The sequence below is a fragment of the Paraburkholderia franconis genome, from assembly GCF_009362735.1.
GTDB classification, from domain to species: Bacteria; Pseudomonadota; Gammaproteobacteria; order Burkholderiales; family Burkholderiaceae; genus Paraburkholderia; species Paraburkholderia franconis.
In genome coordinates this window covers 149,968-175,144 of the sequence record NZ_WHNP01000013.1, presented here as the reverse complement: position 1 = coordinate 175,144, position 25,177 = coordinate 149,968, and the positions used below count along the sequence as shown (strand labels likewise).

Below are 25,177 nucleotides of genomic sequence, written 5' to 3'. Positions count from 1 at the left end.
TCGACGCGCGTCAGGCACGCAGCAACGGCAGCGGTTTCACGTCGTCCTGCAAGATGCCTCTTGCGTCCAGCGCCCAGAACGGGCCGAGCACGGTTGCGTACAACCGTCTGAAGTCGATCGCGACAGGCAGTTGCCCGGTGCCGTCGAGTCGCGCGAGATCGGGAGGCTGTCCGTACATGCCTCCCCTCACCCGTCCGCCCATCATGAAGTGCGCGGCAGCGCCACCGTGTTCGGTGCCGCGCACCATGTTCTCGCGCGCGGACCGGCCGAACTCCGAGTACGTGATGATCAGCGTGTCGTTCCAACGGCCGTGCCGCGCGAGTTCCGCGTGAAGCGTCGCGCAACCCTGCGCGAGCTCTTCGAGCAGCGCAGCATGGCGCCCGGGCTGGTTGGCGTGCGTGTCGAAACCATCGAGCGTCACGCGGATCGCGCCGTATGAACCCGGTTGCGCGCTATCGCGCGCGGTGCGCAACGCGGCGTCAATCGAATCGGGAAACGTCGCCGGGCGCGTTGGCGGAGCAATCGAGGCATCGAAGGCGTCGCCCGTCACGCGATCATCATCGGCCAGATTCACGTTGCTTCGATTGAAGCAACGCGCGTCGTCTGGGTTAAGGACGTGCGCCCAGGAGTCGCGCGATGCGTGAGCAAACGATAAACCTGCAAACGGCCCCGCCTCGACGCGACCGAACGTCGCAGCCAAAGCGCTAACCTGCGGCACCCGCCACTGCGCGAATGCGCGAGCCAGCCAGCCATCGCGCCGATACACATCAGCGCGCGAGCCCGTGTCCCAGATTTCCATCGACCGGAAATGCGACGGATTCGCCTGCGCGCAGCCGACGCCTTGCACGACGGCCAGCTGCCCGCCACGCCACAACGGCAACAGAGGACGCAACGACGGATGCAGCGCCATGCGCTCGTCGAGCGCGATCGCCCGATCGCGCGGGATGGCGATGTGTCTGCGCAGCGCGTAATAAGCGGGATCGGCAAACGGCACGACGGTATTCAATCCGTCGTTTCCGCCCTTCAGTTCAATCAGGATGAGCAGCTTGCCGCGATGGCCGGCAGCCGTTGCGCATGCATACGGTTGCGGCACTACGCCGCTCGTGGGGACAGACGCACTGAACGCGCGGGGCATCGACAGCACAGCGCCCGTTGCAGCCGCCATCGAAAGAAACTCGCGTCGTTTCATCCACGCCTCACGAGAGGTATCGCGTGTGCTTCGCCAAAAGCGAAGCCGCCGCGCGAGAACGCATACGATTGCGCAGCACGCGCAAGGCAAAAAACCTGTCAGCGCTTGTACAGTTCGCGTACGGCGTCTTCGATATGCTGCCGCAGCAGACGCCTTTCTTCCGGCGTCATATGTCCGTCACGCCGGCGTTGATCGAGATCGGGCGGCACGGCGGTGGCGCGGACGATGGCATCGGATGCGGGACGATCGGCGTTGGGATTGCGCGGTTGACGCGCGGTGCGCATATGCGGACGCTGGACTGGGCGCGACTCGATTGTACGTTCCGTCGAAGATTCGGCATGGGCAGAGATGGGACCCGCAGCGCTCACGAACACGATCGCAACTGCCACTGCAATCACGCTCAGGCGCATGTTCGGCCAGACCCCTCCCTTCATCTTGTTCCCTTCGTGGCGCGGCAACCGGCAACCTCAGATACGTGTAATGACTCCGGCTTGAAAACCGGGCGCAAGAGCCTTATTCGAGTGAAGTATCTACCGAACTGGCGCAAACAGTAAAGGAGTGTAAGCGCCAAGGCTTTACGTCGTGCCACGGGCCCGGTAAATTTTGTAACTGACTGTTACGTGACAATTGGTGCAAACTCGCTCCCTATTCTAATCGCGCTAAGATGCCGACCATGGAAACCAAAAACCCTTCGAAAATCCTCGTCGTCGACGACGACCCGCGTCTGCGTGACCTGCTGCGCCGTTATCTCGGCGAGCAGGGTTTTAACGTTTATGTTGCTGAGAACGCACCCTCGATGAACAAGCTGTGGGTGCGCGAACGTTTCGATCTGCTGGTGCTCGACCTGATGCTGCCGGGCGAAGACGGTCTCTCGATCTGCCGCCGCCTGCGCGGCAGCAATGATCGCACGCCGATCATCATGCTCACCGCCAAGGGTGAAGATGTCGATCGCATCGTCGGCCTGGAAATGGGCGCCGACGATTATCTGCCGAAGCCATTCAATCCGCGTGAACTCGTCGCGCGCATCCACGCGGTGCTGCGCCGCCAGTCGCCGTCCGAGTTGCCGGGCGCGCCGTCCGAGACATCGGAAGTGTTCGAGTTCGGCGAGTTCGCACTGAACCTTGCGACACGCACGCTCACCAAGGCCGGCCAGGAAATCCCGCTGACCACGGGCGAATTCTCGGTGCTCAAGGTGTTCGCGCGCCATCCGCGTCAGCCGCTGTCGCGTGAAAAGCTGATGGAGCTGGCGCGCGGCCGCGAGTACGAAGTGTTCGACCGCAGCCTCGACGTGCAGATCTCGCGTCTGCGCAAGCTGATCGAGCCCGATCCGGGCAGCCCGCGTTTCATCCAGACAGTCTGGGGTCTGGGCTATGTCTTCATCCCCGACGGCGCAGCCTAAGCCTGCCGTTGCAGTTCCTCCTCCTCGTCGACAAGAAGGTCGCATGCGGATCGACCGGCGCCTCCTGACGCTCGCGTTCGGCGGCCTTTTCTGGCGTACGTTCCTGCTGATCGCGCTGCTGATCGCGGTGAGTCTCGCCGCATGGTTTCAGAGCTTTCGCGTGATCGAGCGCGAGCCACGCGCACAACGCGTGGCGCTGCAGCTCGTCGCGATCGTGAAGCTCACGCGCACCGCGCTTCTCTATTCCGATCCCGATTTGCGGCGCGCGCTGCTGCAAGACCTGGAAAGCAATGAAGGCGTGCGCGTGTATCCACGCGAAACCACGGACAAGTACAAGCTCCAGCCCGACGAATCGCTCAATCGGCTGATCGAGCATGACATACGCGGGCGGCTCGGCGACGACACGATCATCGCGCAGTCCGTCAACGACATTCCCGGCGTATGGATCAGCTTCAAGATCGACGACGACGATTACTGGGTCGCGCTCGACCGCGATCAACTGGATAACGTGACGGGCCTGCAATGGGCCGGCTGGGGTATCTTCGCGCTCGCGCTATCGCTGTTCGGCGCGGCGTTCATCACGAGCCTGGTGAACAGGCCGTTCGCTCGGCTGGCGCTGGCCGCGCGCAAAGTCGGCTCGGGCCAGGCGCCCGAGAAGCTGCCTGAGCGCGGCATGGGCGTCGCCGCGGAAACGAACCGAAGCTTCAACCAGATGGTGCAGGACCTGGAGCAGCTCGAAGCCGACCGCGCGCTGATGCTCGCCGGCATTTCGCACGACCTGCGCACGCCGCTTGCTCGTCTGCGTCTGGAAACCGAAATGAGCCCTTCGGACCAGGCGACCAAGGACGCGATGATCGACGACATCGAGCAGATGGACATGATCATCGGACGCTTCCTCGATTACGCGCGTCCTGTTCAGAGAAATACGGAACCGGTCGATCTTTCCGTAATCGCGGGAGAACTGGCCGCACGCATGTCGAGCGAAGACGGCATGCGGCTGGTCACGCGGCTTGCTCCTTCAGCTGTGATCGAGGCGGACGAGACGGACATCCGGCGAGTCGTCGGCAATCTGATCGAGAACGCCCGCAAATACGGCCTTTCCGAGGACGACGGCATTCCGCGCGTGATTCTCGAGACTCGGGTCTCGCATTCCCGGGTCGAACTGTCGGTCGTCGACGAAGGCCCGGGCATTCCCGAGGACCAGCTCGCGCTCGTCACGCGGCCCTTCTATCGCGTGAATTCGGCGCGGACGCAGGCCAATGGCACAGGTCTCGGCATGGCGATCGTGCAGCGTCTCGTGGGCCGGTATCGTGGCGCATTGCGGCTGCGCAACCGTACGCCACTGCCTGGCCTCGAAGTGACGATCGAGTTTCCGCTCGCCAAGAGCGTCTGACACGCTTCGGGCACGTCGCGGCCGGAAGGCGGCAGTCGGACGGCGCTCAGGGGCCGTTTTCCGCTGCCGCTTTTTTGGGCAAAACCTGTTCCCGAACTCGGTGCAAAACGCTCGTTCCAATATGGGCTATCGGCGTCTTCGAGAAAATCTATCCGAATCATTAGATAAAAACTATTGATTCCATCGTCTAATAGAGTTATAGTTTAGGCTGTGTAACGCGTTCGTTACAGCCAGCAGGTAGTTTGAGCGGGTTGTTTTTCGAATCTCATTTGCCAATTCACAAGGAGCAAGCGCATGAAAACTGTCGGCGATAAACTCGAAGCTTTCACCGTCACCGCTGCAAAGCCGGGTTTCAATAACCACGAAGAAAACGGCGTGTCGGCGTTCGAAGAAATCACCGAATCGTCGTTCCCCGGCAAGTGGAAGATCATCTATTTCTACCCGAAGGACTTCACGTTCGTTTGCCCGACGGAAATCGTCGAGTTCGGCAAGCTGCAGAAGGACTTCGAAGAACGCGACGCCGTTCTGCTGGGCGGCAGCGTCGACAACGAATTCGTCAAGCTCGCATGGCGCCGTGAGCACAAGGACCTGAACAAGCTGAACCACTACGCGTTCGGCGACGTGAAGGGCGAACTGATCGACCAGCTCGGCGTGCGCGACAAGGAAGCAGGCGTTGCACTGCGCGCGACGTTCATCGTCGATCCGGACAACACGATCCAGCACGTTTCGGTGAACAACCTGAACGTCGGCCGTAATCCGGAAGAAGTCCTGCGTATTCTGGACGGTCTGCAGACGGACGAACTGTGCCCGTGCAACCGCGCAGTCGGCGGCGCGACGCTGTAAGTACGTGCAGTCGAAAGCCCGCTAAGCTTGAAAAGGCCAGCGGGCTTTTTTATCGGCAAAATGATAGGAGATATCAATGGAATTCATCGCGGCGATTAAGGGATATATTCCCGACTACGCTAAAGACATTCGCCTGAATCTCGATGGCACGATTGCGCGCTCGTCGCTGGAAGGCAACGATGCCGTTGGCGTCGCGCTGGCCGCCGCGTTCGCTGCGAAGAGCCCGAAGATCATCGCCGCGATTCGCGAAGCGGGCGTGCTGTCGCCGGAAGAAGTCAACGGCGCGCTGACGGCTGCCGCGCTGATGGGCATGAACAACGTCTGGTATCCGTACGTCGAGATGACAGGCAACGCCGATCTCAAATCGCAGCCGGCTGGCTTGCGGATGAACGCTTACGCGTCGCACGGCGGCGTCGACAAGCGCCGCTTTGAGATGTACGCGCTCGCCGCGTCGATCATCGGCAAGTGCCATTTCTGCGTGAAGTCGCACTTCGATACGCTGGTCAACGAAGGCATGAGCTCGACGCAACTGCGCGACGTCGGCCGTATCGCGTCGGTGATCAACGCGGCTGCGCAAGTGATCGTCGCCGAAGGCAAGTAAGGGCGAGCAAGCCGTAAGCGCTTGCGTATGAAAAAACGCCACGCGATGCGTGGCGTTTTGAGTTTCTACGTACGGCTGCGACACATGGCTTTTCGACGTACGCGCGATGAGCCCAGACTCAGCCGCGCAGCAGCAGAACAGCGGCTTGCGCTTCGATCCCCTCGCCTCGACCGAGATAGCCGAGCTTCTCGTTGGTCTTCGCCTTCACGTTGACGCGCTCGATGGGCAGGCTCAGGTCTTCCGCGATATTCGCACGCATCCCGTCGATATGCGGCGCGAGCTTCGGTGCCTGCGCGATCACCGTGCTGTCGACGTTCTGGATCGCGAAGCCCGCCTTCGCAATGCGTGCCGCGCACTCGCGCAGCAGCACGCGGCTGTTAGCGCCTTTGAACTCGGTCGCGGTATCGGGAAAGTGACGGCCAATATCGCCGAGCGCGGCGGCGCCGAAGAGCGCATCGGTGATCGCGTGCAGCAGCACGTCCGCATCCGAGTGACCGAGCAGCCCACGCTCGTACGGAATCGTCACGCCGCCGATGATGAGCGGCCGTCCCGGCACCAGTGCGTGAACGTCGTAGCCTTGTCCGATTCTCAAATCCATATGCGTGAAGTTCCGTGATGTCGTGAAAGCGTTACTGCGATGAAGCTCCGATTGTGCGACGGCGCGCGCCGCTCAACCCGCGGTGCCGCGGCCGAGAATCGCCTCGGCCAGATCGAAGTCTTCCGGATACGTGACCTTGAAATTGCGCAAGCTGCCCTGAACCAGTTTAGGCGCATGGCCGGACCATTCGATTGCGCTCGCTTCGTCGGTGAGGTCGTGGCCGTCGCTTTGCGCGCGCAGGATCGCCTCGCGCAGCATGCCGATGCGAAACATCTGGGGCGTCTGCGCCTGCCACAGGCCGTCGCGCGGCTCGGTGTGATCGATGCGATGGTCGGTGCCGCGCGCCACGCGCTTGAGCGTATCCGCGACGGGCAGCGCCATGATGCCGCCCACGGCGTCGTCCTTCAGCACGCTCACGAGCGCACGGATCAGCGCGGGCGTGATGCCGGGACGCGCGGCGTCGTGCACGAGCACCCAGTCGTCATCGCGCGCGCCGAACTGGGCGAGCGCATGCAGCCCATTGAGCACGGACGCCTGCCGCGATGCCCCGCCGCAACGCTGCACGGCAAAGCGCAGCCCCGCGAAGCGGCGCGCGTCGAAATGCTGGTCGTCGGGCGCGAGGACGACGAGCGTCTGCGCAAACTCGCTGCAAGCGTCGAACGCGGCGAGCGAGTAATACATCATGTCGCGACCCGCGACGGTTCGATATTGCTTGGGCATCGGCGCGCCGGAACGGCTGCCGGTGCCGGCGCACGGAATCAGGGCAAACAGGCGGGAAGTCACGGAAAAGACGCGGCGCAGTTCAAAGTGAAGGACGGATTTTATAATAGGTCCTCGGCACGCATGCCCCGACACGCGTAAACTTGCCGCTCGTGTTCCGCCAGCGACACACCTTCGAGGCGTCCGCTGGCGCAGTCCATTGGCCGGGCGCGTCGCGAGCCGATGGTCTCACGCTGGTAATCGACAGGTTGCTCATTTGCGTCACCCTTCGCGTCACCCCAAAGGCCGTTTCCCTTTTATGCCCGACATCGCCGCATCCACGCAGTCCTTCAATGAACCGCCCGTCGCGCTGGTCAAGGCCGGCCAGCGTTTCGTTTTCGACGGCACGCACGGCTCGTCCGATGCGCTGCTGATCGCCCGCTATCACCTCGCCTATCGACAGCAGATGCCGCTGCTCGCCGTCGTCTGCGCGAGCGCCGTCGATGCGCAGCGGCTGTCGCAGGAACTCGCGTTCTTTGCGCCGAATGCGCGCGTTCGTCTGCTGCCCGACTGGGAAACGCTGCCTTACGACTCGTTTTCACCGCACCAGGATCTCGTGTCCGAGCGCCTCGCGACGCTGCACGATCTCGGCGAAGGCCGTTGCGACATCCTGCTCGTCCCCGCGACGACCGCGCTCTACCGGATGCCGCCCGCGTCGTTCATGGCCGCGTACACGTTTTCGTTCTCGCAGGGCGAGCGGCTCGACGAAGCGAAGCTCAAGGCGCAACTGACGCTCGCCGGCTACGAGCACGTGAGCCAGGTCGTGCGGCCGGGCGAATACTGCGTGCGCGGCTCGCTGATCGACCTGTTCCCGATGGGCTCGCCGCTGCCGTACCGGATCGACCTGTTCGACGATCAGGTCGACTCGATCCGTGCGTTCGATCCCGACTCGCAGCGCAGCCTGTATCCCGTGAAGGACGTGCGCCTGTTGCCCGGCCGCGAGTTTCCGTTCGACGAAGCCGCGCGCACCGCATTTCGCAGCCGCTGGCGCGAAGTGTTCGAAGGCGATCCGAGCCGCGCGTCGATCTACAAGGACATCGGCAACGGCGTGCCGTCGGCGGGCATCGAATACTATCTGCCGCTGTTCTTCGAAGAGACGGCGACGCTCTTTCACTACTTGCCCGAAGGCGCGCAGCTCGCGTTCGTCGGCGACCTCGACACCGCGATACGGCGCTTCACGGCCGATACGAAGCAGCGCTACAGCTTCCTGTCGCATGACCGCGACCGGCCGATTCTCGAACCGCAGCGGCTCTTTCTGTCGGACGAAGATTTCTTTGCGTTCGCGAAGCCTTTCGCGCGCCTCGCGCTGCCCGGCAACGCGGGCGGCGGCTGGGCCGTTCCGCTGCCGAATCTGGCGATCGACCGTCACGCCGAAGACCCCGTGTCGGGGCTGCGCGCGTATCTCGACACGACGCCGAACCGCGTGCTGTTCGCAGCCGAATCGGCGGGCCGCCGCGAGACGATCGCGCAACTGCTCGCGGAAAACGAACTGCGCCCCGCTTCCGTCGACAGCTACGAAGACTGGCTGACCGCCGACGCGCGCTTCACGCTCGGCGTCGCGCCGCTAGCGAGCGGCTTCGCGATTCCCGGCGAAGGCGCGGCGATCATCACGGAAACGGAACTCTACGGGCCGCTCGCGCGCCGTGCGGGACGCCGCCGCCAGGAACAGGCGAGCAACGTCGATTCGATGGTGCGCGACCTGTCGGAGCTGAAGGTCGGCGACCCGGTCGTGCATTCGCAGCACGGCATCGGCCGCTACATGGGCCTCGTGACGATGGATCTCGGCGAAGGCGAAACCGAGTTCCTGCACCTCGAATACCAGGGCGACAGCAAGCTCTACGTGCCCGTCGCGCAACTGCACGTGATCTCGCGCTATAGCGGCGCCGATCCCGAAAGCGCGCCGCTGCACGCGCTCGGCTCGGGCCAGTGGGAAAAGGCGAAGCGCAAGGCCGCGCAGCAGATCCGCGACACGGCCGCCGAGCTGCTGAACCTGTACGCCCGCCGCGCGGCACGCGAAGGCCACGCGTTCAAGCTCGATCCGCGCGACTACGTGAAGTTCGCGGAGACCTTCGGCTTCGAGGAAACGCCCGACCAGGCGGCCGCGATCGCCGCCGTGATCGGCGACATGACGAGCGGCAAGCCGATGGATCGCCTCGTGTGCGGCGACGTCGGCTTCGGCAAGACAGAAGTCGCGTTGCGCGCGGCCTTCATCGCGGTGATGGGCGGCAAGCAGGTCGCGCTGCTCTCGCCCACGACGCTGCTCGCCGAGCAGCACACGCAGACCTTCACCGATCGCTTCTCCGACTGGCCCGTGCGCATCGCCGAGCTGTCGCGCTTCAAGACGGGCAAGGAAGTCAGCACGGCCATTCAGCAGATCAACGAAGGCAGCGTCGACATCGTGATCGGCACGCACAAGCTGCTGTCATCGGATGTGCAGTTCAAGCGGCTCGGGCTCGTGATCATCGACGAAGAGCACCGCTTCGGCGTGCGCCAGAAGGAAGCGCTGAAAGCGCTGCGCGCCGAAGTCGACGTGCTGACGCTCACCGCGACGCCGATCCCGCGCACGCTCGGCATGGCGCTCGAAGGGCTGCGCGATTTCTCCGTGATCGCGACGGCGCCGCAAAAGCGGCTCGCGATCAAGACCTTCGTGCGCCGCGAAGAAGACGGCGTGATCCGCGAAGCGATGCTGCGCGAACTGAAGCGCGGCGGCCAGGTGTACTTCCTGCACAACGAAGTCGAAACCATCGAGAACCGCCGGCAGATGCTCGAAGCGCTCGTGCCCGAAGCGCGCATTGCCGTCGCGCACGGCCAGATGCACGAGCGCGAGCTCGAACGCGTGATGCGCGATTTCGTTGCACAGCGCGCGAACGTGCTGCTGTGCACGACGATCATCGAAACGGGCATCGACGTGCCGAGCGCGAACACGATCCTGATCCATCGATCGGACAAGTTCGGGCTCGCGCAGTTGCATCAGTTGCGCGGACGCGTCGGCCGTTCGCATCACCAGGCCTATTCGTATCTCCTCGTGCACGATCCGCAGGGTTTGACGAAGCAGGCGCAACGGCGGCTCGAAGCGATCCAGCAGATGGAAGAACTGGGCGCGGGCTTCTACCTCGCGATGCACGACCTCGAGATTCGCGGCACGGGCGAAGTGCTCGGCGACAAGCAGTCGGGAGAAATTCACGAGATCGGCTTCCAGCTCTACACCGACATGCTGAACGACGCCGTCAAGGCGCTAAAGAACGGCAAGGAGCCGGACCTCACATCGCCTTTGGCCGCGACGACGGAAATCAACCTGCACGCGCCCGCCATCCTGCCCGCCGACTATTGCGGCGACGTGCAGGAGCGCCTGTCGCTGTACAAGCGCCTCGCGAACTGCGAGCACAGCGATTCGATCGACGGCATTCAGGAAGAGCTGATCGACCGCTTCGGCAAGATGCCGCCGCAAGCGCATGCGCTCGTCGAAACGCACCGCCTGCGTCTCGCGGCGAAGCCGCTCGGCATTTCGAAGATCGATGCGGGCGAAGCGGTCATTGGCTTGCAGTTCGTTCCGAATCCGCCCATCGACGCGATGCGGATCATCGAGATGGTCCAGAAACACAAGCACATCAAGCTCGCGGGCCAGGACAAGCTGCGCATCGAGACGCGCAGCCCGGACTTCTCGGTGCGCGTCGCGACGGTCAAGGAAACGCTGCGCGCGCTCGGCGCGCCGGCGAAGGGCGCGGCGGATCAGCGCGTCGCGTCCTGAGCGGACGCGTCGCATGACGGCCACGAGCGACACGGCATCGATCGTCGATCTGCTGACGGCGCTCGTGCGCATCCCGAGCCGTGGCGGAATCGATGCGTGCGCGTCCGTGCTCGCCTGTCTAGAAGCATGGTGTAGCACGCATCAGGTCGCCACGCGGCGGCTCACCGGTGACGACGGCGATCCGCTCGGGCTTTACGTCGAGATACAAGGCACGGCGAACGCGCAGCGACGTCCGTACTATCTGCTGAACGCGACGCTCGACACCGCGAGCTTCGGCGACGAATCCGCGTGGACGTACCCGCCCCTCAGCGCGCAGATCGCGGACGGCTGGCTGCACGGCCGCGGCAGCGCGGACAGCAAGGCCGCGGTAGCGATCTACGCGCATCTGGCCGCCGCGCTCGCACGGCGCACCGATGAATTCGCCGGCACGCTCGGCGTGCTCTTCGATCTCGACGAGCACACGGGCCGTTTCGGTGGCGCGCGCGCCTTCTTCGATGCCGCCGACGCGCCCCGGCCCGACGGCGTGTTCATCGGCTATCCGGGCATCGATCGCATCGTCGTGGGCGCGCGCGGCTTCATCCGTGCACGGCTCGTCGTGCGCGGCATCGCTGCGCATTCGGGCGGCAGCAGCGCGCGCGGCCTCAACGCGGCGATACGCGGCGCCCATCTCGCCGCCGCGTTGAACGACGCAAAGCTGCCCACCGATCATACTTTCGAGCGCCCCGCGCAACTCACGGTGACAGGCATCCGCACGGGCGACGGCACGTTCACGAACGTGCCCGACCGTTGCGAACTGAGCGTCGATTGCAGGCTCACGCCGCGCTTCGATCAACGCGAAGCACAACGCTGTATTGCTGAGATCGTCCGCACTCACGATGCGGGCTACGACGCGTCGCTCGCGACGACGATCGAGTGGATCGCGGGCTGGCCCGCGTATCGCGTGGACGCATCGCATCCGATCGTCATGGCGCTATATCGTGCGGCACGAGACGAGCTCGGCGTGGAACTGCCATGCGCCGTCGCGGGGCCGTCGAACATCGGCAACTATCTGGCGTCGCTGGGCGTGCCCGCGTTGTGCGGTTTCGGCGTGCGCTGCGAGGGCATTCACGCGGCCGACGAACGCATCGAACTTTCGAGCGTCGCGCCCGTCTATTGCGTCTACGAACGCGCGTTGCTCGCGCTGCTGGCCTGACGGTCGACGCGCCGAAAAACGGTCAAAGCTGGTCGAAGTCCAAAGCGCGGACGAAAGCGCTTCCATCGCCCGCCAAACGATTGCTGCATCGCGCAAAGCCACGCCCCGCAAGCACCTGGCGCATCGAGCTTTGGATTATTAAGTGCTTTTTGGGTATCATCGAATGACACACAAGCTGGAGCCAAGGTCATGTCACAGGTCGCTGATAAAGCGCTGTCCGCACAAACGTCTTCCTCTTCCGCTGTTGCCTCCAACGCTTCGTCTCCTGCTTCGCTTCCCTGGGTTGAACGCCTCGTGTCGATGGACACGGTCAGCCGCAATCCGAATCTCGGCCTGATCGAAACCGTGCGCGACGCGCTGCGCGAGCGCGGCATCGACGCGACGCTCACGCACGACGAAAGCGGCAAATGGGCGAACCTGTTCGCGACGATTCCGGCGCACGACGGCGAGACGAATGGCGGAATCGTGCTGTCGGGTCACACGGACGTGGTGCCCGTCGACGGTCAGCAATGGGACAGCGATCCGTTCCGGCCCGAAGTGCGCGGCGACAAGCTCTACGGGCGCGGTACCTGCGATATGAAGGGCTTTATCGGCGCGGCGCTGACGCTAGTCCCGCAGATGCAGCAGACGAAGCTCGCGAAGCCGATCCATCTGGCCTTCTCGTTCGACGAAGAAGTGGGCTGCGTGGGCGCGCCGCTGATGATCGCCGACCTGATGAAGCGCGGCGTCAAGCCGGACGGCTGCATCGTCGGCGAGCCGACCAGCATGCGGCCCATCATCGCGCACAAGGGCATCAACGCGTATCAGTGCTGCGTGCGCGGCCAGGCGGCGCACTCGTCGCTTACGCCGAATGGCTTGAACGCGATCGAATACGCGGCGCGGCTCATCTGCTTCATCCGCGACATGGCCGACCAGTTCCGCGAGCAAGGCCCGTTCGACGAACTCTACGACGTGCCGTTCACGACGGCGCAGACCAGCACGATCAAGGGCGGCAATGCGATCAACACAGTGCCCGCCGAATGCAGCTTCGAATTCGAGTTCCGCAATCTGCCGACGCTCGATCCCGAGCCGATCTTCGCGCGCATCGACCAGTACGCGCGCGAGACGCTGCTGCCGAAGATGAAGCGCGAGCACGAAGCGGCCGCGATCGAGATCACGAAGATCGCCGCGGCGCCCGGTCTCGACGCATCGGAGCAGGCGGCCATCACGCAACTCGTGCGTGCGCTCACGGCCGATCAGGACAAACGCAAGGTCGCCTACGGCACGGAAGCAGGCCTGTTTTCGCGGGCAGGGATTCCGAGCATCGTGTGCGGGCCGGGCGACATCCAGCAGGCGCACAAGGCCAACGAGTTCGTCACGCTCGACCAGCTCGCGCAGTGCGAACGCTTTCTGAGCAAGTTTATCCATAGCATGTCGGTCGACGCGCACGCGCATTGACGGAAGCAACGCATAACAACAAGCGACGACAACCGACGACAAGACATCGAACGCGGACCTCCCCCACAGACGAGTAACGCACGCCATGTCCACTGCCACGCAGCACTCCGACCGCACGATCGACGGCGAGCCGATACCGACGCTCGACGACATCGCCTCGCAGCATTTCGCGTTGACACCGTGGGTCGTGCGAACGCCCGTGTTCGACCGGATGGATTTCCCGACGCTCGAAGGCACGCTGCTCAACTTCAAGTTCGAGCTATTGCAGGCGGGCGGCAGCTTCAAGGCGCGCGGCGCGTTCACGAATCTGCTCGCGCTCGACCCGGCGCAGCGCAGCGCGGGCGTCACCTGCGTGTCGGGCGGCAATCATGCCGTGGCCGTCGCGTATGCGGCGATGCGCATGGGCATCAGCGCAAAGGTCGTCGTGATGCATGCGGCGAATCCCGCGCGCATCGCGTTGTGCCGCAAATATCGCGCGGAAGTCGTCGTCGCGGAGAACGTGACGGAAGCGTTCGAAATCGTGCGGCGCGTCGAAGCCGAGGAAGGCCGCTACTTTGTGCATCCGTTCAACGGCTACCGCACGGTGCTCGGCACCGCGACGCTCGGCTACGAATGGGCGACGCAAACACCGGACCTCGACGCGGTGATCGTGCCCATCGGCGGCGGCGGGCTCGCGGCGGGCATCTCGACGGCGCTGCGGCTCGCCAATCCGCGCGTGCATGTGTACGGCGTCGAACCGGAAGGCGCCGACGTGATGAACCGCAGCTTCGCCGCGAATCACACGGTCAAGATGAGCCACATGCATTCGATCGCCGATTCGCTGATGGCGCCGCATACCGAGCAATACAGCTACGAGCTGTGCCGCCGCCATATCGACCGCCTCGTCACCGTCACCGACGACGCGCTGCGAGCCGCGATGCTCACCCTCTTCACGCAGCTGAAGCTTGCCGTCGAGCCCGCGTGCGCGGCCGCCACAGCCGCCCTGCTCGGCCCGTTGCGCGAGCAACTGCAAGGCAAGCGCGTCGGCGTGCTGCTATGTGGGACGAATACCGATCCCGTGACGTTCGCCGCACATATCGAACAGGCGCGGGCCGCTGAAGTCTGATGGGCCTGCCGATATAGCGGCCTCGTCGCGCGCGCTGTGATCGCGTGTTCTTGCTGCGCGCTTTCTTTCGTTAGCGCTTCAATGCGCATGTCTTGCGTCTGATTCTTGCATCCGGTTGCCCGTGCGCTCGTCAAACCGACATGTCACGCGGCGTGCTACAGCCCATCACATGCCATGGCTTCGGCCATCGGCGTGATTCGTCCTGCACGGGCACGACAATCGCTTCCTGCGTCATGCCGTGGCGCATCGCGATGAATCCCCAAATGATTCCCCGCTGCGCCGAACGTTGGCTATCATGTCGCCATCGACTTCAAGGAGAACTGCCCGATGAGCCTAGTCGCGGAATTCAAGGAATTTGCCCTCAAGGGCAACGTAATGGACCTCGCTGTCGGTGTGATCATCGGCGGCGCGTTCTCGACGATCGTCAATTCCGTCGTGAAAGACCTGATCATGCCTGTCGTCGGCGTTGCGACGGGCGGCCTCGACTTCTCGAACAAGTTCGTCCTGCTCGGCCACATACCGCCCAACTTCAAGGGCAATCCTGATTCGTACAAGGATCTGCAAACGGCGGGCGTCGCAGCGTTCGGCTATGGCTCGTTCATCACGGTCGCGATCAACTTCGTGATTCTCGCCTTCATCATCTTCATGATGGTCAAGTTCATCAACAAGCTGCGCGCCCCGGCGCCCGCCGCGCCCGAAGCACCGCCGCCCACGCCGGAAGACGTGCTGCTGCTGCGCGAGATCCGCGACTCGCTGAAGAATTCGCCGCGAAGCTGACCGCGTGCGAGCGAGGCGGCACCGCTTCGGCGCCACTCGCAAATGCCACATAAAGTGAAGGGCCTGTTGCGTACGTCGATGCGCAACAGGCCCTTCGCTTTTTATCGAATGCCTTCTATCGAATGCGCGCTCGACGCACGCGCCTAGCCCGCTTTCGCCTCGCCTGCATTTCTCTGCGCTTTCGCTGCCGCCGCGCCTTCGATCACCTGTTCGAGCTGCGAGAAGTTGACAGGCTTCGTCAGATGCGACGTGAAGCCCGCTTCGAGGCATTGGCGAATATCTTCGTCACTGCCGAAGCCTGTCAGCGCGACAGCGGGCGCATCGTCGCGCTCGCGGAACGCCTTGATGAAATCGAGGCCCGTGCCGTCCGGCAAGCCGACGTCGCTGACGATCAGATCGAACGGCGCGCTCTGCGTCGCGGCGAGCGCGTCGGCGACGCGCCCGACGACGGTCACTTCATGCCCCAGCGTGCGCATCAGTTGCGCCATCACTTCGGCGGTGTCGGCGTGATCTTCGATCAGCAGAATCGTGAGGCCGCCTGCCGGCTGCGCACTCTCGGCGACGGGCGCAGCGGGCTCGGCGAGCCGCTCTTCGGCGGTCGGCAGCGTGATCGTGAACGTCGCGCCGCAATGCGCGCCCGGACTGTGCGCGGTGACGGTGCCGCCGTGCGCATCGGTGAGCGCCTTCGTGATCGCGAGCCCGAGTCCCAGCCCGCCGAACTGCCGCGACATGTTCTGGCTGCCCTGCTCGAATGCGTTGAAGAGCTTGCCGATCTGCTCGGGCTCGATGCCGACGCCCGTATCCTCGACCGATATCTGCACATGCATTCTTTCGTCGCGCGTGCGCACGAAAATATGCCCACCGTCCGGCGTGAACTTCGCGGCATTGCGGATCAGGTTCCACAGCATCTGCTGCAAGCGCGCGCGATCGGCCAGCACGTAGTGATTTTGCGCCGTCTTGCTGACGCGAACGTCCTGCTGCTTGGTCTGGATCTCGCTGCGAAACAGATCGAGCACGCTGTCGATCACCTCGTGCACATCGACCGTTTCCAGCGACAGCCGCAGCTTGCCGTTCGCCACGCGCGTGAGATCGAGCAGATCGTCGATCAGGCGCGCTTCCAGTTCGACGTTACGGCGAATCATCACGACGCCCGTACGCACCGCTTCGGGCAGGTCCGGCATCATCTCGAGCATGCGCGTGCCCGCGAGCACAGGCGTCAACGGTGTGCGCAATTCATGCGACAGCATCGCAAGAAAACGATCCTTCGAACGGTTCGCTTCTTCCGCCGCCTGACGCGCGGCCTGCTCGGAGGCGAGCAACCTTTCGCGCTCCTCGATGGCTTCGCGCTGCGAATGGATGTCCGTGCAACTGCCGAACCACTTGCTGACCGTGCCGCTCGCGTCGCGCACGGCGGCAATGCGCGCATCGAACCAGCGATACGCGCCGTCGTGGCGGCGAATGCGCAATTCGTGGCGGTAAAAGGTGGCTTCGCTGCGCACCGTCTTGAGCCAGGTGCGGCGCACGTCTTCGCGGTCGTCGGGATGCACGGCGTCGAGCCACGCCAGCCCGAGCGCATTCGCGCCGTCGAGGCCCGTGTAGTCCACCCACTGCTTCGACAGAAAATCACAGTCGCCATTCGCGTTGCAGGTGAGCACGAGATGCGGCAGCGCTTCGGACAACGTGCGGTAGTGCGCCTCGCGCTCGCGCAGCAGCAGCGCTTCCGCGGAGGCCCGTTGCAGCCGCACTTGCGACAACACGCGTTCGACGGCTTCGGGCAGATAGTCGAGATAGTCGCCCGCTTTGGGCACGACGTCGGACACGCCGGAACGCAGCGCTTCGATCACGCGCGATTCGTCGGTGAAACCGGTAACGAGTATCGCGGGAATGCGCACGCCTTCGTGGCGCAGACGCCTGAAAAAATCGAGCCCCGTCTCCGCGCCGTCGAGCTGATAGTCGAGCACGATCAGGTCGGGCGCGTTCGCGGCGATCGCGCGATGCGCGCTTTCGACGCTATTGCAGAGCTCGACGCGGCAGCCGGCGCGCTCCAGCGATTTGCGCGCAAGCCGCAAGATGCCCTCGTCGTCGTCGACGACGAGCACGTGCGCGGCGAGCGGCGTGGATCCGTCTTCAGTCATGCCAGATGGTCAATCGTCAATTGGACTGCTTGCGGCACGGACCGCCCTTTGATGAGCGAGCACTGCGTGCCCCTTCGTGCATTCATGCAGACGCGTAGCGTTGCCCCGGCGGCAGCTTCACGACCTGCAGGAAGAAGCCGAGCCGGCGCACGGCTTCGATGAACGCATCGTATTCGACCGGCTTCGTAATGTAGACGTTGCAACCCAATTCATAACATCGCTCGATTTCACGCGGATCGTCGGTGGTCGTGAGCACGATGACGGGCATCGACGCCGTCGACGGCGTTTCCTTCAGACGCCGCAGCACTTCAAAGCCGTCCACGCGAGGCATCTTAAGGTCCAGCAGCACGACGTAATTGGCGAGATCGTCGCGCGATGGAAGGCCTCTCGCGTGCTCGCCAGGCGTCGGCTCGCCGAAGAAATAGTCGAGCGCCTCCTGGCCGTCCGCAAAGCGCATGAATCCGTTTGATATGCCAGCACGCCGCAGATTGCGCTCGACGAGCGTCGCGTGTCCGTCATCGTCTTCGATCAGCACGATGCCAATCGACTTACCGACCGCTTCCCCGTGTGACATCGTTCCCTCCGGCGCGCTTGCATTGCGCATCACGCGTTTGTCACGACCTTCTCCGATTGCGCGCCAACCAGTACGACTCGATGCAGTGCGACTCGATGCAGTGCGACTCGATGCAGTGCGACTCGATGCACGCCATTATGCGTTGCTCAGCTTACGACTTCTTGCACTGCGCTTCGTGCACTGCGTCATCCAGCGATGCCACGCTGCGCGCATTCATGTATTCATCAGGCCCGCAACGGCTGATCGGGCAGCGTGACGAAGAATGTCGAGCCCGCGCCCTCCGCCGATTCGACCCACACGCGCCCGCCGTGCCGCTCGAGGATGCGGCGCACCAATGCAAGCCCGACGCCCTCGCCCTGCGCGACATCGCCATGCAGCCGCTGGAACGCGCGAAATACTTTCGACATATACGCGGCTGGAATGCCCATGCCATTGTCTCGCACAAAATACGTGCGTGTTCTTTGAGGCGGCGCGATCGTGCTGTTTTCATGCACGTGATCGGCCGCATCGAGCGCGCCCACTTCGATATGTCCCGGCCGCGCTGGATCGAGAAAACTGATCGCGTTGCCGATCAACTGGCTGAACACCTGCTCGATCGCGGCGGGATCACCCCATGCCGCCGGCAACTCGCGCACGACGACCACCGCCTCGCGCTCGTCGATCCGCTTTTGCAGCGCATCGACGGCCCGCGCGACGGCACGGCCCACGCTCACGCGCTGCCAGTGATATTCGAGCCGCCCGGCGCGCGCGATGCGCAGCAGCGCATCGATGATCGCGGCCGCGCGCGTCACCGATGAGCGCACGAAGCGCAGCGACTCCTGCACGTCGCCGTCGAGCACATCGGCAAGCCGTTTGTGTTCGTCGGCGGGCAGACGGGCGTCGACGATCGTCGCGCGCAGTTCGTCGCACGAAACCTGCAGTTCTTTCGAGAAACCCTGCGTGTTCACGAGCGGCGAACGCAGATCGTGCGACACGCTGTAGATGAACATCTCGTTGTCCTGCGTCTCCTGGCGCAACGTTTCGTTGACGCTCGCCAGTTCCGCCGCGCGCGTCTGCAGCGACGCCTGGAGCGCCGCCTGATTCAGATCGGCGGCACGCAGCAGCGCGCTCGTGCGGTGCAGCGCGGCATCGAGCGCGGCGATTTCGTCGTTGCCCGCGAGCGGCGCCGGCAACGGCTTTCCGCTGCCGAGCCGTTGCGCGTTCGACGCGAGCACATCCAGCCGACGGCCGATGCCGCGCGCAAACGCGAACGCCGTCGCGGCCCAGATCAGCATCGAGCCGAGCACGGCGCACACCAGCGCGATATGCTGGCGCGTGCGCGTTTGCGCGAGCGTCGCGTTGTGTTCGGCTTCGAGCCGCGTCGCTTCGTCGAGGAATGCGTGCAGCGCGTCACGAAAGCGCACGGCTTGCGCGGGCAATGCACCGCCTTCGAGCGTCGCGAAGGGCTTCATCGTCGCGCCCGTGCGCAGCGATTGCGCAACGGACATCGCCTGCTGCCGATAGCTGTCGACGGCTTCGCGCATCTGCCGCACGCGAGCGGCCTGCTCGGGTGTGTCCGCAACGGCTTCTTCGAGCCGCGTCAGCCGGTCGGCGAGATCGCCCCACGCTGCATGACGATCCATGAACGACGGATCGCCCGCGACGATGCCCGCGCGCAAGCGAGCCACTTGCCACAGCATCGGGTTTTCGAGGGATGCAGCCTGATACAGGATCTGCCTGCTGTCCGACGAGCGTTCGACGGCCTGCGCTGTTTGTGCCTGCATATCGGACACGACGCCTAGCAGCGCCAGCTCGACGGCACTCGGCAATGCGATCAGCAACAGGCCCTTTGTGAACAGTTTCATCTACGCATCGCGCGATGGCGGCGGAAACAGCGAGAACGGCGGAAAGCAGCGAGCGTGGCGCACGAGCAGCGATTCGTTTCGCGCATCGAACTGTCAGCACGGCTCTTGCCCCGACGGCGACTGCACATGCATGCAGGCCCGGCGACGCATTTCCCGGCATGCAGAACCGGCACGAATCATGAAACGCACGCAGGCATCATCGCAGCATGTGAAGCGTGGAACGCCGACACGCACCATGCGCCATTGATGATTTCACTCATGCGCGCCGCTCATCGATTCGACACAGCGCCGTGCGCTGCGTCCGAAGCCGCGCCGCGACTAGGACCGGGCCATTATCGACGGGCACAAAAGATATTTCAACGTGCGCACAGAAGGGGCTGGCGCACACAAAAATGTCTTTTTTTAAGGTGCCGGAAACACGTCACGCGTGGGTGAGTCTATTATTGAGACCAGATGCACAGGGATGCGAAAGCGCACGGCGACGCGATTCGGCCTGGTTCGCACGGGACGATGGAGTGAGACAGACGAATCACCGTGTATCCGGCATTTTCGTATGCTATAAAAGATCGACGTGCGGCGCGCGAAGCCGGGAGTGGTCGCATGAGGACGCTGCGTTTCTTGCAATTCTTTTTCAGGCGAGTTTTTATGTCCTTCCCGAAAAAGCGCAGGCGCGCGAAGGTGGACGGCGACGAGTCGTTCCTCGCGGTGCTGCGGCACTTCAAGCCCTTCGGTCAACTCGATACCAAGATTGCGCGCGCTCGCGCGCAAGACGAGCCGGTGCTCTACGCACATGTGCTGCCAGGGCTCGACGTCCTGTTGTGCAGTGTGCGCGGCGCTCAGCCGCCTTATCCCGCTGTCGCCGAGTTGCGCCGCCGCTGCATCGAATCCATTGCGAATGCGCTCGAACAGCCGCTAGACGGACTGGAGAACGGCGGCTACTGGTACGAGGCCGACGGTTTCGGTTTTCTCGTGTTCGCAAGTCGCGCGCGAGCGCGCATCTTGCCGGAATTCGGCGCGACGCGTGCTACGGCTGCAGGCACGCGGCGCGGCGTGCGGCGCCAGGATGCCGCCGGCGACGCGACGCCTCGCTCGCTGCGCTAGATCCGCAGAACCCATGAAACACGGCCGCGAAATTCGCGGCCGTGGTGTTTTCGCGTGCTGCACTGCTGCTCTATTGCACAGCGCTCAGTGGCTTTCGCCGCATCGAATATGCCGATGGTGTTTCACTGCTACGTCGACGGCTAACCGACACGTTCAACTTCCCTTGTAGTCGGCGGCATGCGCGGGCCCCGGCAGCGACGCGCCGCTAGCGGGCACAGCGGGCTTCTTCGACGACGCGGACGACTTCTTCGATCCGGATGTCGCAGGCGCGGATGGCTCGACGGCCGATGCACCCGGCGTGCCCGGCGGCAATACGGGGCCCTTCGCCTTTTCGCGCTGTCCCGGCGGCGGCGCAGTCGGGGGCTGCGCCTGCATCGCCGTCATCAGCTGCTGGCATGGCAGAGGATGGATGTTGCTCGGCGCAATCAAAGGAATCAGCGCGGCGAACGGATTGATCAGACCGAGGCCGACCATTGCGCCACCGCGCAGCGCGAGCGCCGCCGCGTTCACGCCCACGCTCGGGTTCTTGAACGTCCCCTTCACGTACAGCGGCGAGCGCAGCGTGAACACGCGAAAGCCCTTCGTGTGCGGATGCACGCCAAGGTCCATCGACTCGTCCTTCATGTCCACCGTGCCGTCGATATTGATCACGGCGTCCTGCGTATCGAGCGCGAACACGCGCGAATCGAGCACGCCGTTCGTCACGACGAAATCGCCGGCTGCGCAATTGATCTGCACATCGCGGTTGCCGAAGAGCTTTTCGTAGACCACGTTCGCAACATTGAGCCCGGCTGCTTCCATCAGCAGGCGGCTGATCGTGCCATCGGTGACAAGCAGCTTCACTTCGCCATTCGATGTGCCCGCGAGCGCCGCCGGCGAATTGCCCGTCGCCGACAATGCCGCGTCGCCGTTGATTTCACCGAGCGCGCTTTGCATCGACTTCACAGTCGGCAGCAGCTGCTTGAGCTTCAGGTGGCGCGCTTCCGTCGAGAAGCGGCCCTTGAGTGGCGTCGCGCTGCCGTCGAGATGAATGTTCGACGCAAGCGAACCGCCCGCCACGCCGAACTTCAGCGGCTCGAGCGACAGTACGCCGTCCGTCATCACGACGTGCGTGTCGAGATCGGTGATGGGCAGCGCCGGGTCCTTGACGATGCGCCGGCCCGTAAACCTGACGTCGGCATCGATGGCCTTCCAGCGGTCGGTCTTGAACTCCTCGGTCGGCAGCGCCTTGTTCGAAGGCTGGCGTGCCTTCTCGCCACGCTTCTTCTTGCTCGCGTTGGTGTCCGCGCCGATGACGGGCGCAAGATCCTTGAACTGGAGCAGGTTCGACACGAGCGTGCCCTGGAGCAGCGGACGTGTTTCGCGCTGCGTATAGACGACCGTGCCGTTCACATCGCTGCCGCCGACTCGGCCTGTAAAATTTTCATACCTGAACACGCTGCCGCCCCGCTTGAAGTTGCCGATCAGATGGCCTTCCGTCGCATATGGCGGCGTCTGGGGCAGCGTGATGCCCGTCAGCTGATACAGCTGGTCAGCGCTCGTGCCTTGCAGCCATAGACGCAGATCGACAGCGGCGAGATGCGCGGGATCGGTGACGGTGCCGACCATCGCGATGCGCAAGTCGCCTGCTTTCACATCGGCCTGCACCGGGAACGGGCGCGATGCGTCCTGCAGCGCGAGCACGCCGCCGAACTTCCCGCTGCCCGACACGGGCGAGCGGTTGTACGTGCCCTTCACGGTCCAGCCGATTCCATATTGCGGCGCACCCGGACGTTGCGCGACGACGGCTGTGCCCGTTGCGCTCGCAGGCGCGCTGCCCGATGCGGCGACTGCCGCCGACCCGCCCGCGCTGGCGCCCGTGCCGGCGCTCGCGAGACTCGACGCGCCGACGCCCGCCGGCGCGGCAGGCGCCGAAGCGCCCGGTGCAGCCGATGCCCCAGATGCCCCCGGCAGAGCAGGCGCGGCGGACGCGGCGGACGCCTCGGAAGCGGCCTCTTGCTGCACCTGCGCATTCAGCCGTTTTGCGCCCTGCTTGCCGACCACGTCGGCGGATGCGTTGCGCGACGTCTGTTCCTGCTGCTTCAGCGCTTCGCCGATCGGAATCGGCTGGCCAAGCGTATCGACGACGGCCTGCATGTCGATCTTCTTCTGCTGGTCGTTGAACGCGACATTGCCTTTGTTCAACTCGATGTCGTGCAGATCGAGCTTCCACTCCGACGGCCCCGCCGACGACTTCAGCTTGAAGGTCCAGTTGTTGCGTCCATCGACGAGCCGTTCGAGATCGACGGACGGATTCACGAGATTGATCGCCGGAATCACGATGTCATGCGTGAGCAGCGGCAGCACCTTCACCTGAAAGTCGATTTCGTCGAGCGTCGCGAAGTGCTGTTGCTTCGCCCAGTCGGGATTGGCGACCGTGATGTTCTGCGCGGAAAAACGCGGCCAGGGCACCCACGCGCGCCAGCCGGTTTCGCCGAGTGGATGCCGCCATCCGACCTTCAGATCGCCCTCGATCGCGAACGGCCGGCCGATGGCTTCGCTCACCTTGTCGTTAACGTACGGACGCGCGCGATTCCAGTCGAATGTGAGGACGAACACCGCAAGCGCGGCGATCAGAACGATCAGCACGCCGATGAGCCACGCGAGAATCTTGCCTATCGTTTTGCCGATGGATAATCCAGTCGGGTGCAGCACTGCCATGAGGGCTCCGTAAGGAATACGACCATCGATAGTCAGCGCAGCACGAGATGTGCCCGCCCCACGCGCCCGCCATGATGATGCGCTGCGACAGATTTCATTTGCCCATGCCCCACAATACCCACCCCACGGACGCACCGCTCGTCCATGCGAAAGACATCGTGCGGCGCGATGCGACGCGCGGCGAGACGCTGCTGCACGCGACGAGCGTCGCCATCGATGCCGGCGCGCGCATCTCGATCACGGGTCCATCGGGCTCGGGCAAGAGCGTGTTCATGCGCGCGCTTGCGCTGCTCGATCCGCTCGACGGCGGCGAGGTGCTGTGGCGCGGCAAGCGCATCGTTCGCGCGGCGATTCCGCGCTACCGGCGGCATGTCGCGTATATCCGTCAGCGGCCCGCGCTGCTCGACGGCAGTGTCGAAGACAATCTGCGCTATCCGTACACGCTGCACGTCTATCGCGACGTGCGCTTCGATCGCGAGCAGGCCGCGACGCTCGCGTCGCAGGCCGGGCGCGCGAACGATTTCCTCGACCGTCGCGCAAGCGAGCTGTCGGGCGGCGAAGCGCAGATCGCCGCGCTGATCCGCGTGCTGCAACTCGCGCCCGACGTGCTGCTGCTCGACGAGCCGACGGCATCGCTCGATCCCGAATCGGCGCGCGCGATCGAAGCGCTGTTGCGCGGATGGTTCGACGCCGCGCCGGATGCGCGCGCGTGGCTGTGGGTATCGCACGATCTCGCGCAGGCCGCGCGCGTGAGCAACCGCCATCTGACGATGCGTGAAGGCGTGCTCGGCGAAGCGCAATCCGGCACCCTGGCGGGCATTCACGCGAACACGTCCGCCGACACCACAACGGAGATCAAGCGATGACCCTGCAAAACCTCAGCCTGTGGGATGTCGGGTTCGCGGCGCTGCTGATCGTCGTGAACGGCGCGGTGTCGGTGGCGCTGAAGCTCGATCTCGAACGCAAGCTCGCGTGGGCCGCCGTGCGCACCGTCGTGCAACTGCTCTCGATCGGCTATGTGCTCGCATGGGTGTTCGCATACGACCGCTGGTACGTGGTGCTGCCGCTGATGATCGTGATGACGCTGATCGCGGGCTTCGCGGGCGCGGGACGCGGCTCGCGCACCTACGCGGGACAGCGCGCCGACAGCATCATGTCGATCTGGGCGAGCGCATGGCTCGTCGCGGCCATCGGTCTATTCGCGGTGATCCGCATTCGCCCGTGGTACGAGCCGCAATACGCGATACCGATTCTCGGGATGATTCTCGGCAACACGCTGACGGGCGTGTCACTCGGCATCGAACGCATGACGGAGGAGCTGACGGCGCGCAGAGACCGCGTCGACATGGCGCTCGCGCTCGGCGCGACGCGCTGGGAGGCGGCGCAGGGACCGGCGCGCCAGGCTGTGCGCGCGGGCATGATCCCGACGCTCAACCAGATGGCCGTGGTCGGCGTCGTGAGCCTGCCGGGGATGATGACGGGCCAGGTGCTCGCCGGACAATCGCCGTTGCAGGCCGTGCGCTATCAGATCGTGATCATGTTCCTGATTGCGGCGGCGTCGGCGCTCGGCACGGTGGGCGCGGTGCTGCTCACTTATCGGCGGCTCTTTTCGCCGGAGCACCGGTTTCTCGCATCGCGGCTCGTCGAGCGCGCTTCGGGGCGAAGCTAGACGTCAGGCGGGCTAATGCGCGTAGTCACGCGCGGCCCGTCGCGAGCGATCATCGCCGATACATGCACGCCGCATGCAATCATTCAACCCATTCAACGCATCCAACGCATGCG

Annotated in this window: 20 protein-coding genes; 12 read left to right on the top strand and 8 right to left on the bottom strand. The window is 64.3% G+C overall.

From position 1 onward, the window contains the following. Positions 1-10: 10 nt before the first annotated feature. Together GCT13_RS16655 and GCT13_RS16650 are read right to left on the bottom strand one after the other, a co-directional pair. A complete protein-coding gene (locus GCT13_RS16655) occupies positions 11-1,189 on the bottom strand; it encodes a DUF1501 domain-containing protein (protein WP_152759915.1) in 1,179 nt (392 codons plus the stop codon). A 98-nt stretch (positions 1,190-1,287) separates the two neighbouring features. Next, complete coding sequence (locus GCT13_RS16650; protein WP_152759913.1) at positions 1,288-1,623, bottom strand: hypothetical protein; 336 nt, start codon at positions 1,621-1,623, stop codon at positions 1,288-1,290. Between the two features lie 230 nt (positions 1,624-1,853). Here GCT13_RS16650 and ompR point away from each other — a divergent pair, with 230 nt between their 5' ends. The 4 genes from ompR to GCT13_RS16630 all read left to right on the top strand — a co-directional run bounded on the left by ompR (position 1,854) and on the right by GCT13_RS16630 (position 5,425). Next, on the top strand, positions 1,854-2,588 hold the full coding sequence (gene ompR / locus GCT13_RS16645) for an osmolarity response regulator transcription factor OmpR (RefSeq protein WP_007585880.1): 735 nt from the start codon (positions 1,854-1,856) through the stop codon (positions 2,586-2,588). A gap of 43 nt (positions 2,589-2,631) precedes the next feature. Continuing rightward, entirely contained in the window at positions 2,632-3,981 is a 1,350-nt protein-coding gene (locus GCT13_RS16640; protein ID WP_152759911.1) for an ATP-binding protein, read from the top strand. A gap of 294 nt (positions 3,982-4,275) precedes the next feature. Further along, positions 4,276-4,824, top strand: a complete 549-nt coding sequence (locus GCT13_RS16635) for a peroxiredoxin (protein ID WP_152759909.1) — start codon at positions 4,276-4,278, stop codon at positions 4,822-4,824. A 76-nt stretch (positions 4,825-4,900) separates the two neighbouring features. After that, on the top strand, positions 4,901-5,425 hold the full coding sequence (locus GCT13_RS16630) for a carboxymuconolactone decarboxylase family protein (RefSeq protein WP_152759907.1): 525 nt from the start codon (positions 4,901-4,903) through the stop codon (positions 5,423-5,425). A 118-nt stretch (positions 5,426-5,543) separates the two neighbouring features. Here GCT13_RS16630 and ispF read toward each other — a convergent pair whose 3' ends face one another. Together ispF and ispD are read right to left on the bottom strand one after the other, a co-directional pair. Further along, positions 5,544-6,023 (bottom strand): 2-C-methyl-D-erythritol 2,4-cyclodiphosphate synthase, encoded by a 480-nt coding sequence (ispF, locus tag GCT13_RS16625; RefSeq protein ID WP_152759905.1) that lies wholly within the window; start codon positions 6,021-6,023, stop codon positions 5,544-5,546. A gap of 72 nt (positions 6,024-6,095) precedes the next feature. Beyond that, positions 6,096-6,806 carry a 2-C-methyl-D-erythritol 4-phosphate cytidylyltransferase gene (gene ispD / locus GCT13_RS16620; protein ID WP_321574402.1) on the bottom strand — a complete coding sequence of 237 codons (711 nt, stop codon included), beginning with the start codon at positions 6,804-6,806 and terminating at the stop codon, positions 6,096-6,098. Between the two features lie 235 nt (positions 6,807-7,041). Here ispD and mfd point away from each other — a divergent pair, with 235 nt between their 5' ends. The 5 genes from mfd (at position 7,042) to mscL (ending at position 15,041) form a co-directional block, all read left to right on the top strand. Then, positions 7,042-10,530: a transcription-repair coupling factor gene (mfd, locus tag GCT13_RS16615; RefSeq protein ID WP_152759903.1), complete on the top strand. Its 3,489-nt coding sequence runs from the start codon at positions 7,042-7,044 to the stop codon at positions 10,528-10,530. 13 nt (positions 10,531-10,543) lie between these two features. Then, positions 10,544-11,722, top strand: coding sequence for a M20 family metallopeptidase (locus GCT13_RS16610; RefSeq protein ID WP_152759901.1), 1,179 nt, complete (start codon positions 10,544-10,546; stop codon positions 11,720-11,722). 189 nt (positions 11,723-11,911) lie between these two features. Next, complete coding sequence (gene argE / locus GCT13_RS16605) at positions 11,912-13,159, top strand: acetylornithine deacetylase (protein ID WP_152759899.1); 1,248 nt, start codon at positions 11,912-11,914, stop codon at positions 13,157-13,159. A gap of 85 nt (positions 13,160-13,244) precedes the next feature. After that, positions 13,245-14,264, top strand: a complete 1,020-nt coding sequence (locus GCT13_RS16600) for a threonine/serine dehydratase (RefSeq protein ID WP_152759897.1) — start codon at positions 13,245-13,247, stop codon at positions 14,262-14,264. Between the two features lie 327 nt (positions 14,265-14,591). After that, positions 14,592-15,041, top strand: a complete 450-nt coding sequence (mscL, locus tag GCT13_RS16595) for a large conductance mechanosensitive channel protein MscL (RefSeq protein ID WP_152759895.1) — start codon at positions 14,592-14,594, stop codon at positions 15,039-15,041. A 143-nt stretch (positions 15,042-15,184) separates the two neighbouring features. On the opposite strand, the gene GCT13_RS16590 is transcribed toward mscL, so the two are convergent. From GCT13_RS16590 to GCT13_RS16580, 3 genes are all read right to left on the bottom strand, one after another. Further along, positions 15,185-17,176: a response regulator gene (locus GCT13_RS16590; RefSeq protein WP_152759893.1), complete on the bottom strand. Its 1,992-nt coding sequence runs from the start codon at positions 17,174-17,176 to the stop codon at positions 15,185-15,187. 82 nt (positions 17,177-17,258) lie between these two features. Beyond that, a complete protein-coding gene (locus GCT13_RS16585; protein WP_152759891.1) occupies positions 17,259-17,750 on the bottom strand; it encodes a response regulator in 492 nt (163 codons plus the stop codon). Positions 17,751-17,974: 224 nt separating this feature from the next. Then, a complete protein-coding gene (locus tag GCT13_RS16580; RefSeq protein ID WP_152759889.1) occupies positions 17,975-19,594 on the bottom strand; it encodes a sensor histidine kinase in 1,620 nt (539 codons plus the stop codon). A gap of 600 nt (positions 19,595-20,194) precedes the next feature. Here GCT13_RS16580 and GCT13_RS16575 point away from each other — a divergent pair. Further along, positions 20,195-20,695 (top strand): hypothetical protein, encoded by a 501-nt coding sequence (locus GCT13_RS16575; protein WP_087735769.1) that lies wholly within the window; start codon positions 20,195-20,197, stop codon positions 20,693-20,695. 153 nt (positions 20,696-20,848) lie between these two features. Here the strand turns inward: GCT13_RS16575 and GCT13_RS16570 are convergent, their stop codons facing one another. Continuing rightward, the gene (locus GCT13_RS16570; RefSeq protein WP_152759887.1) at positions 20,849-23,395 is read right to left on the bottom strand and encodes an AsmA family protein; all 2,547 of its coding nucleotides are present in this window, start codon (positions 23,393-23,395) and stop codon (positions 20,849-20,851) included. Positions 23,396-23,499: 104 nt separating this feature from the next. Between GCT13_RS16570 and GCT13_RS16565 the strand changes: the two genes are divergently transcribed. Next, a complete protein-coding gene (locus GCT13_RS16565) occupies positions 23,500-24,261 on the top strand; it encodes an ABC transporter ATP-binding protein (RefSeq protein WP_152759885.1) in 762 nt (253 codons plus the stop codon). After that, positions 24,258-25,064, top strand: coding sequence for an ABC transporter permease (locus GCT13_RS16560; protein ID WP_152759883.1), 807 nt, complete (start codon positions 24,258-24,260; stop codon positions 25,062-25,064). Before GCT13_RS16565 ends, GCT13_RS16560 begins: the two co-directional genes overlap by 4 nt. Positions 25,065-25,177 lie beyond the last annotated feature (113 nt).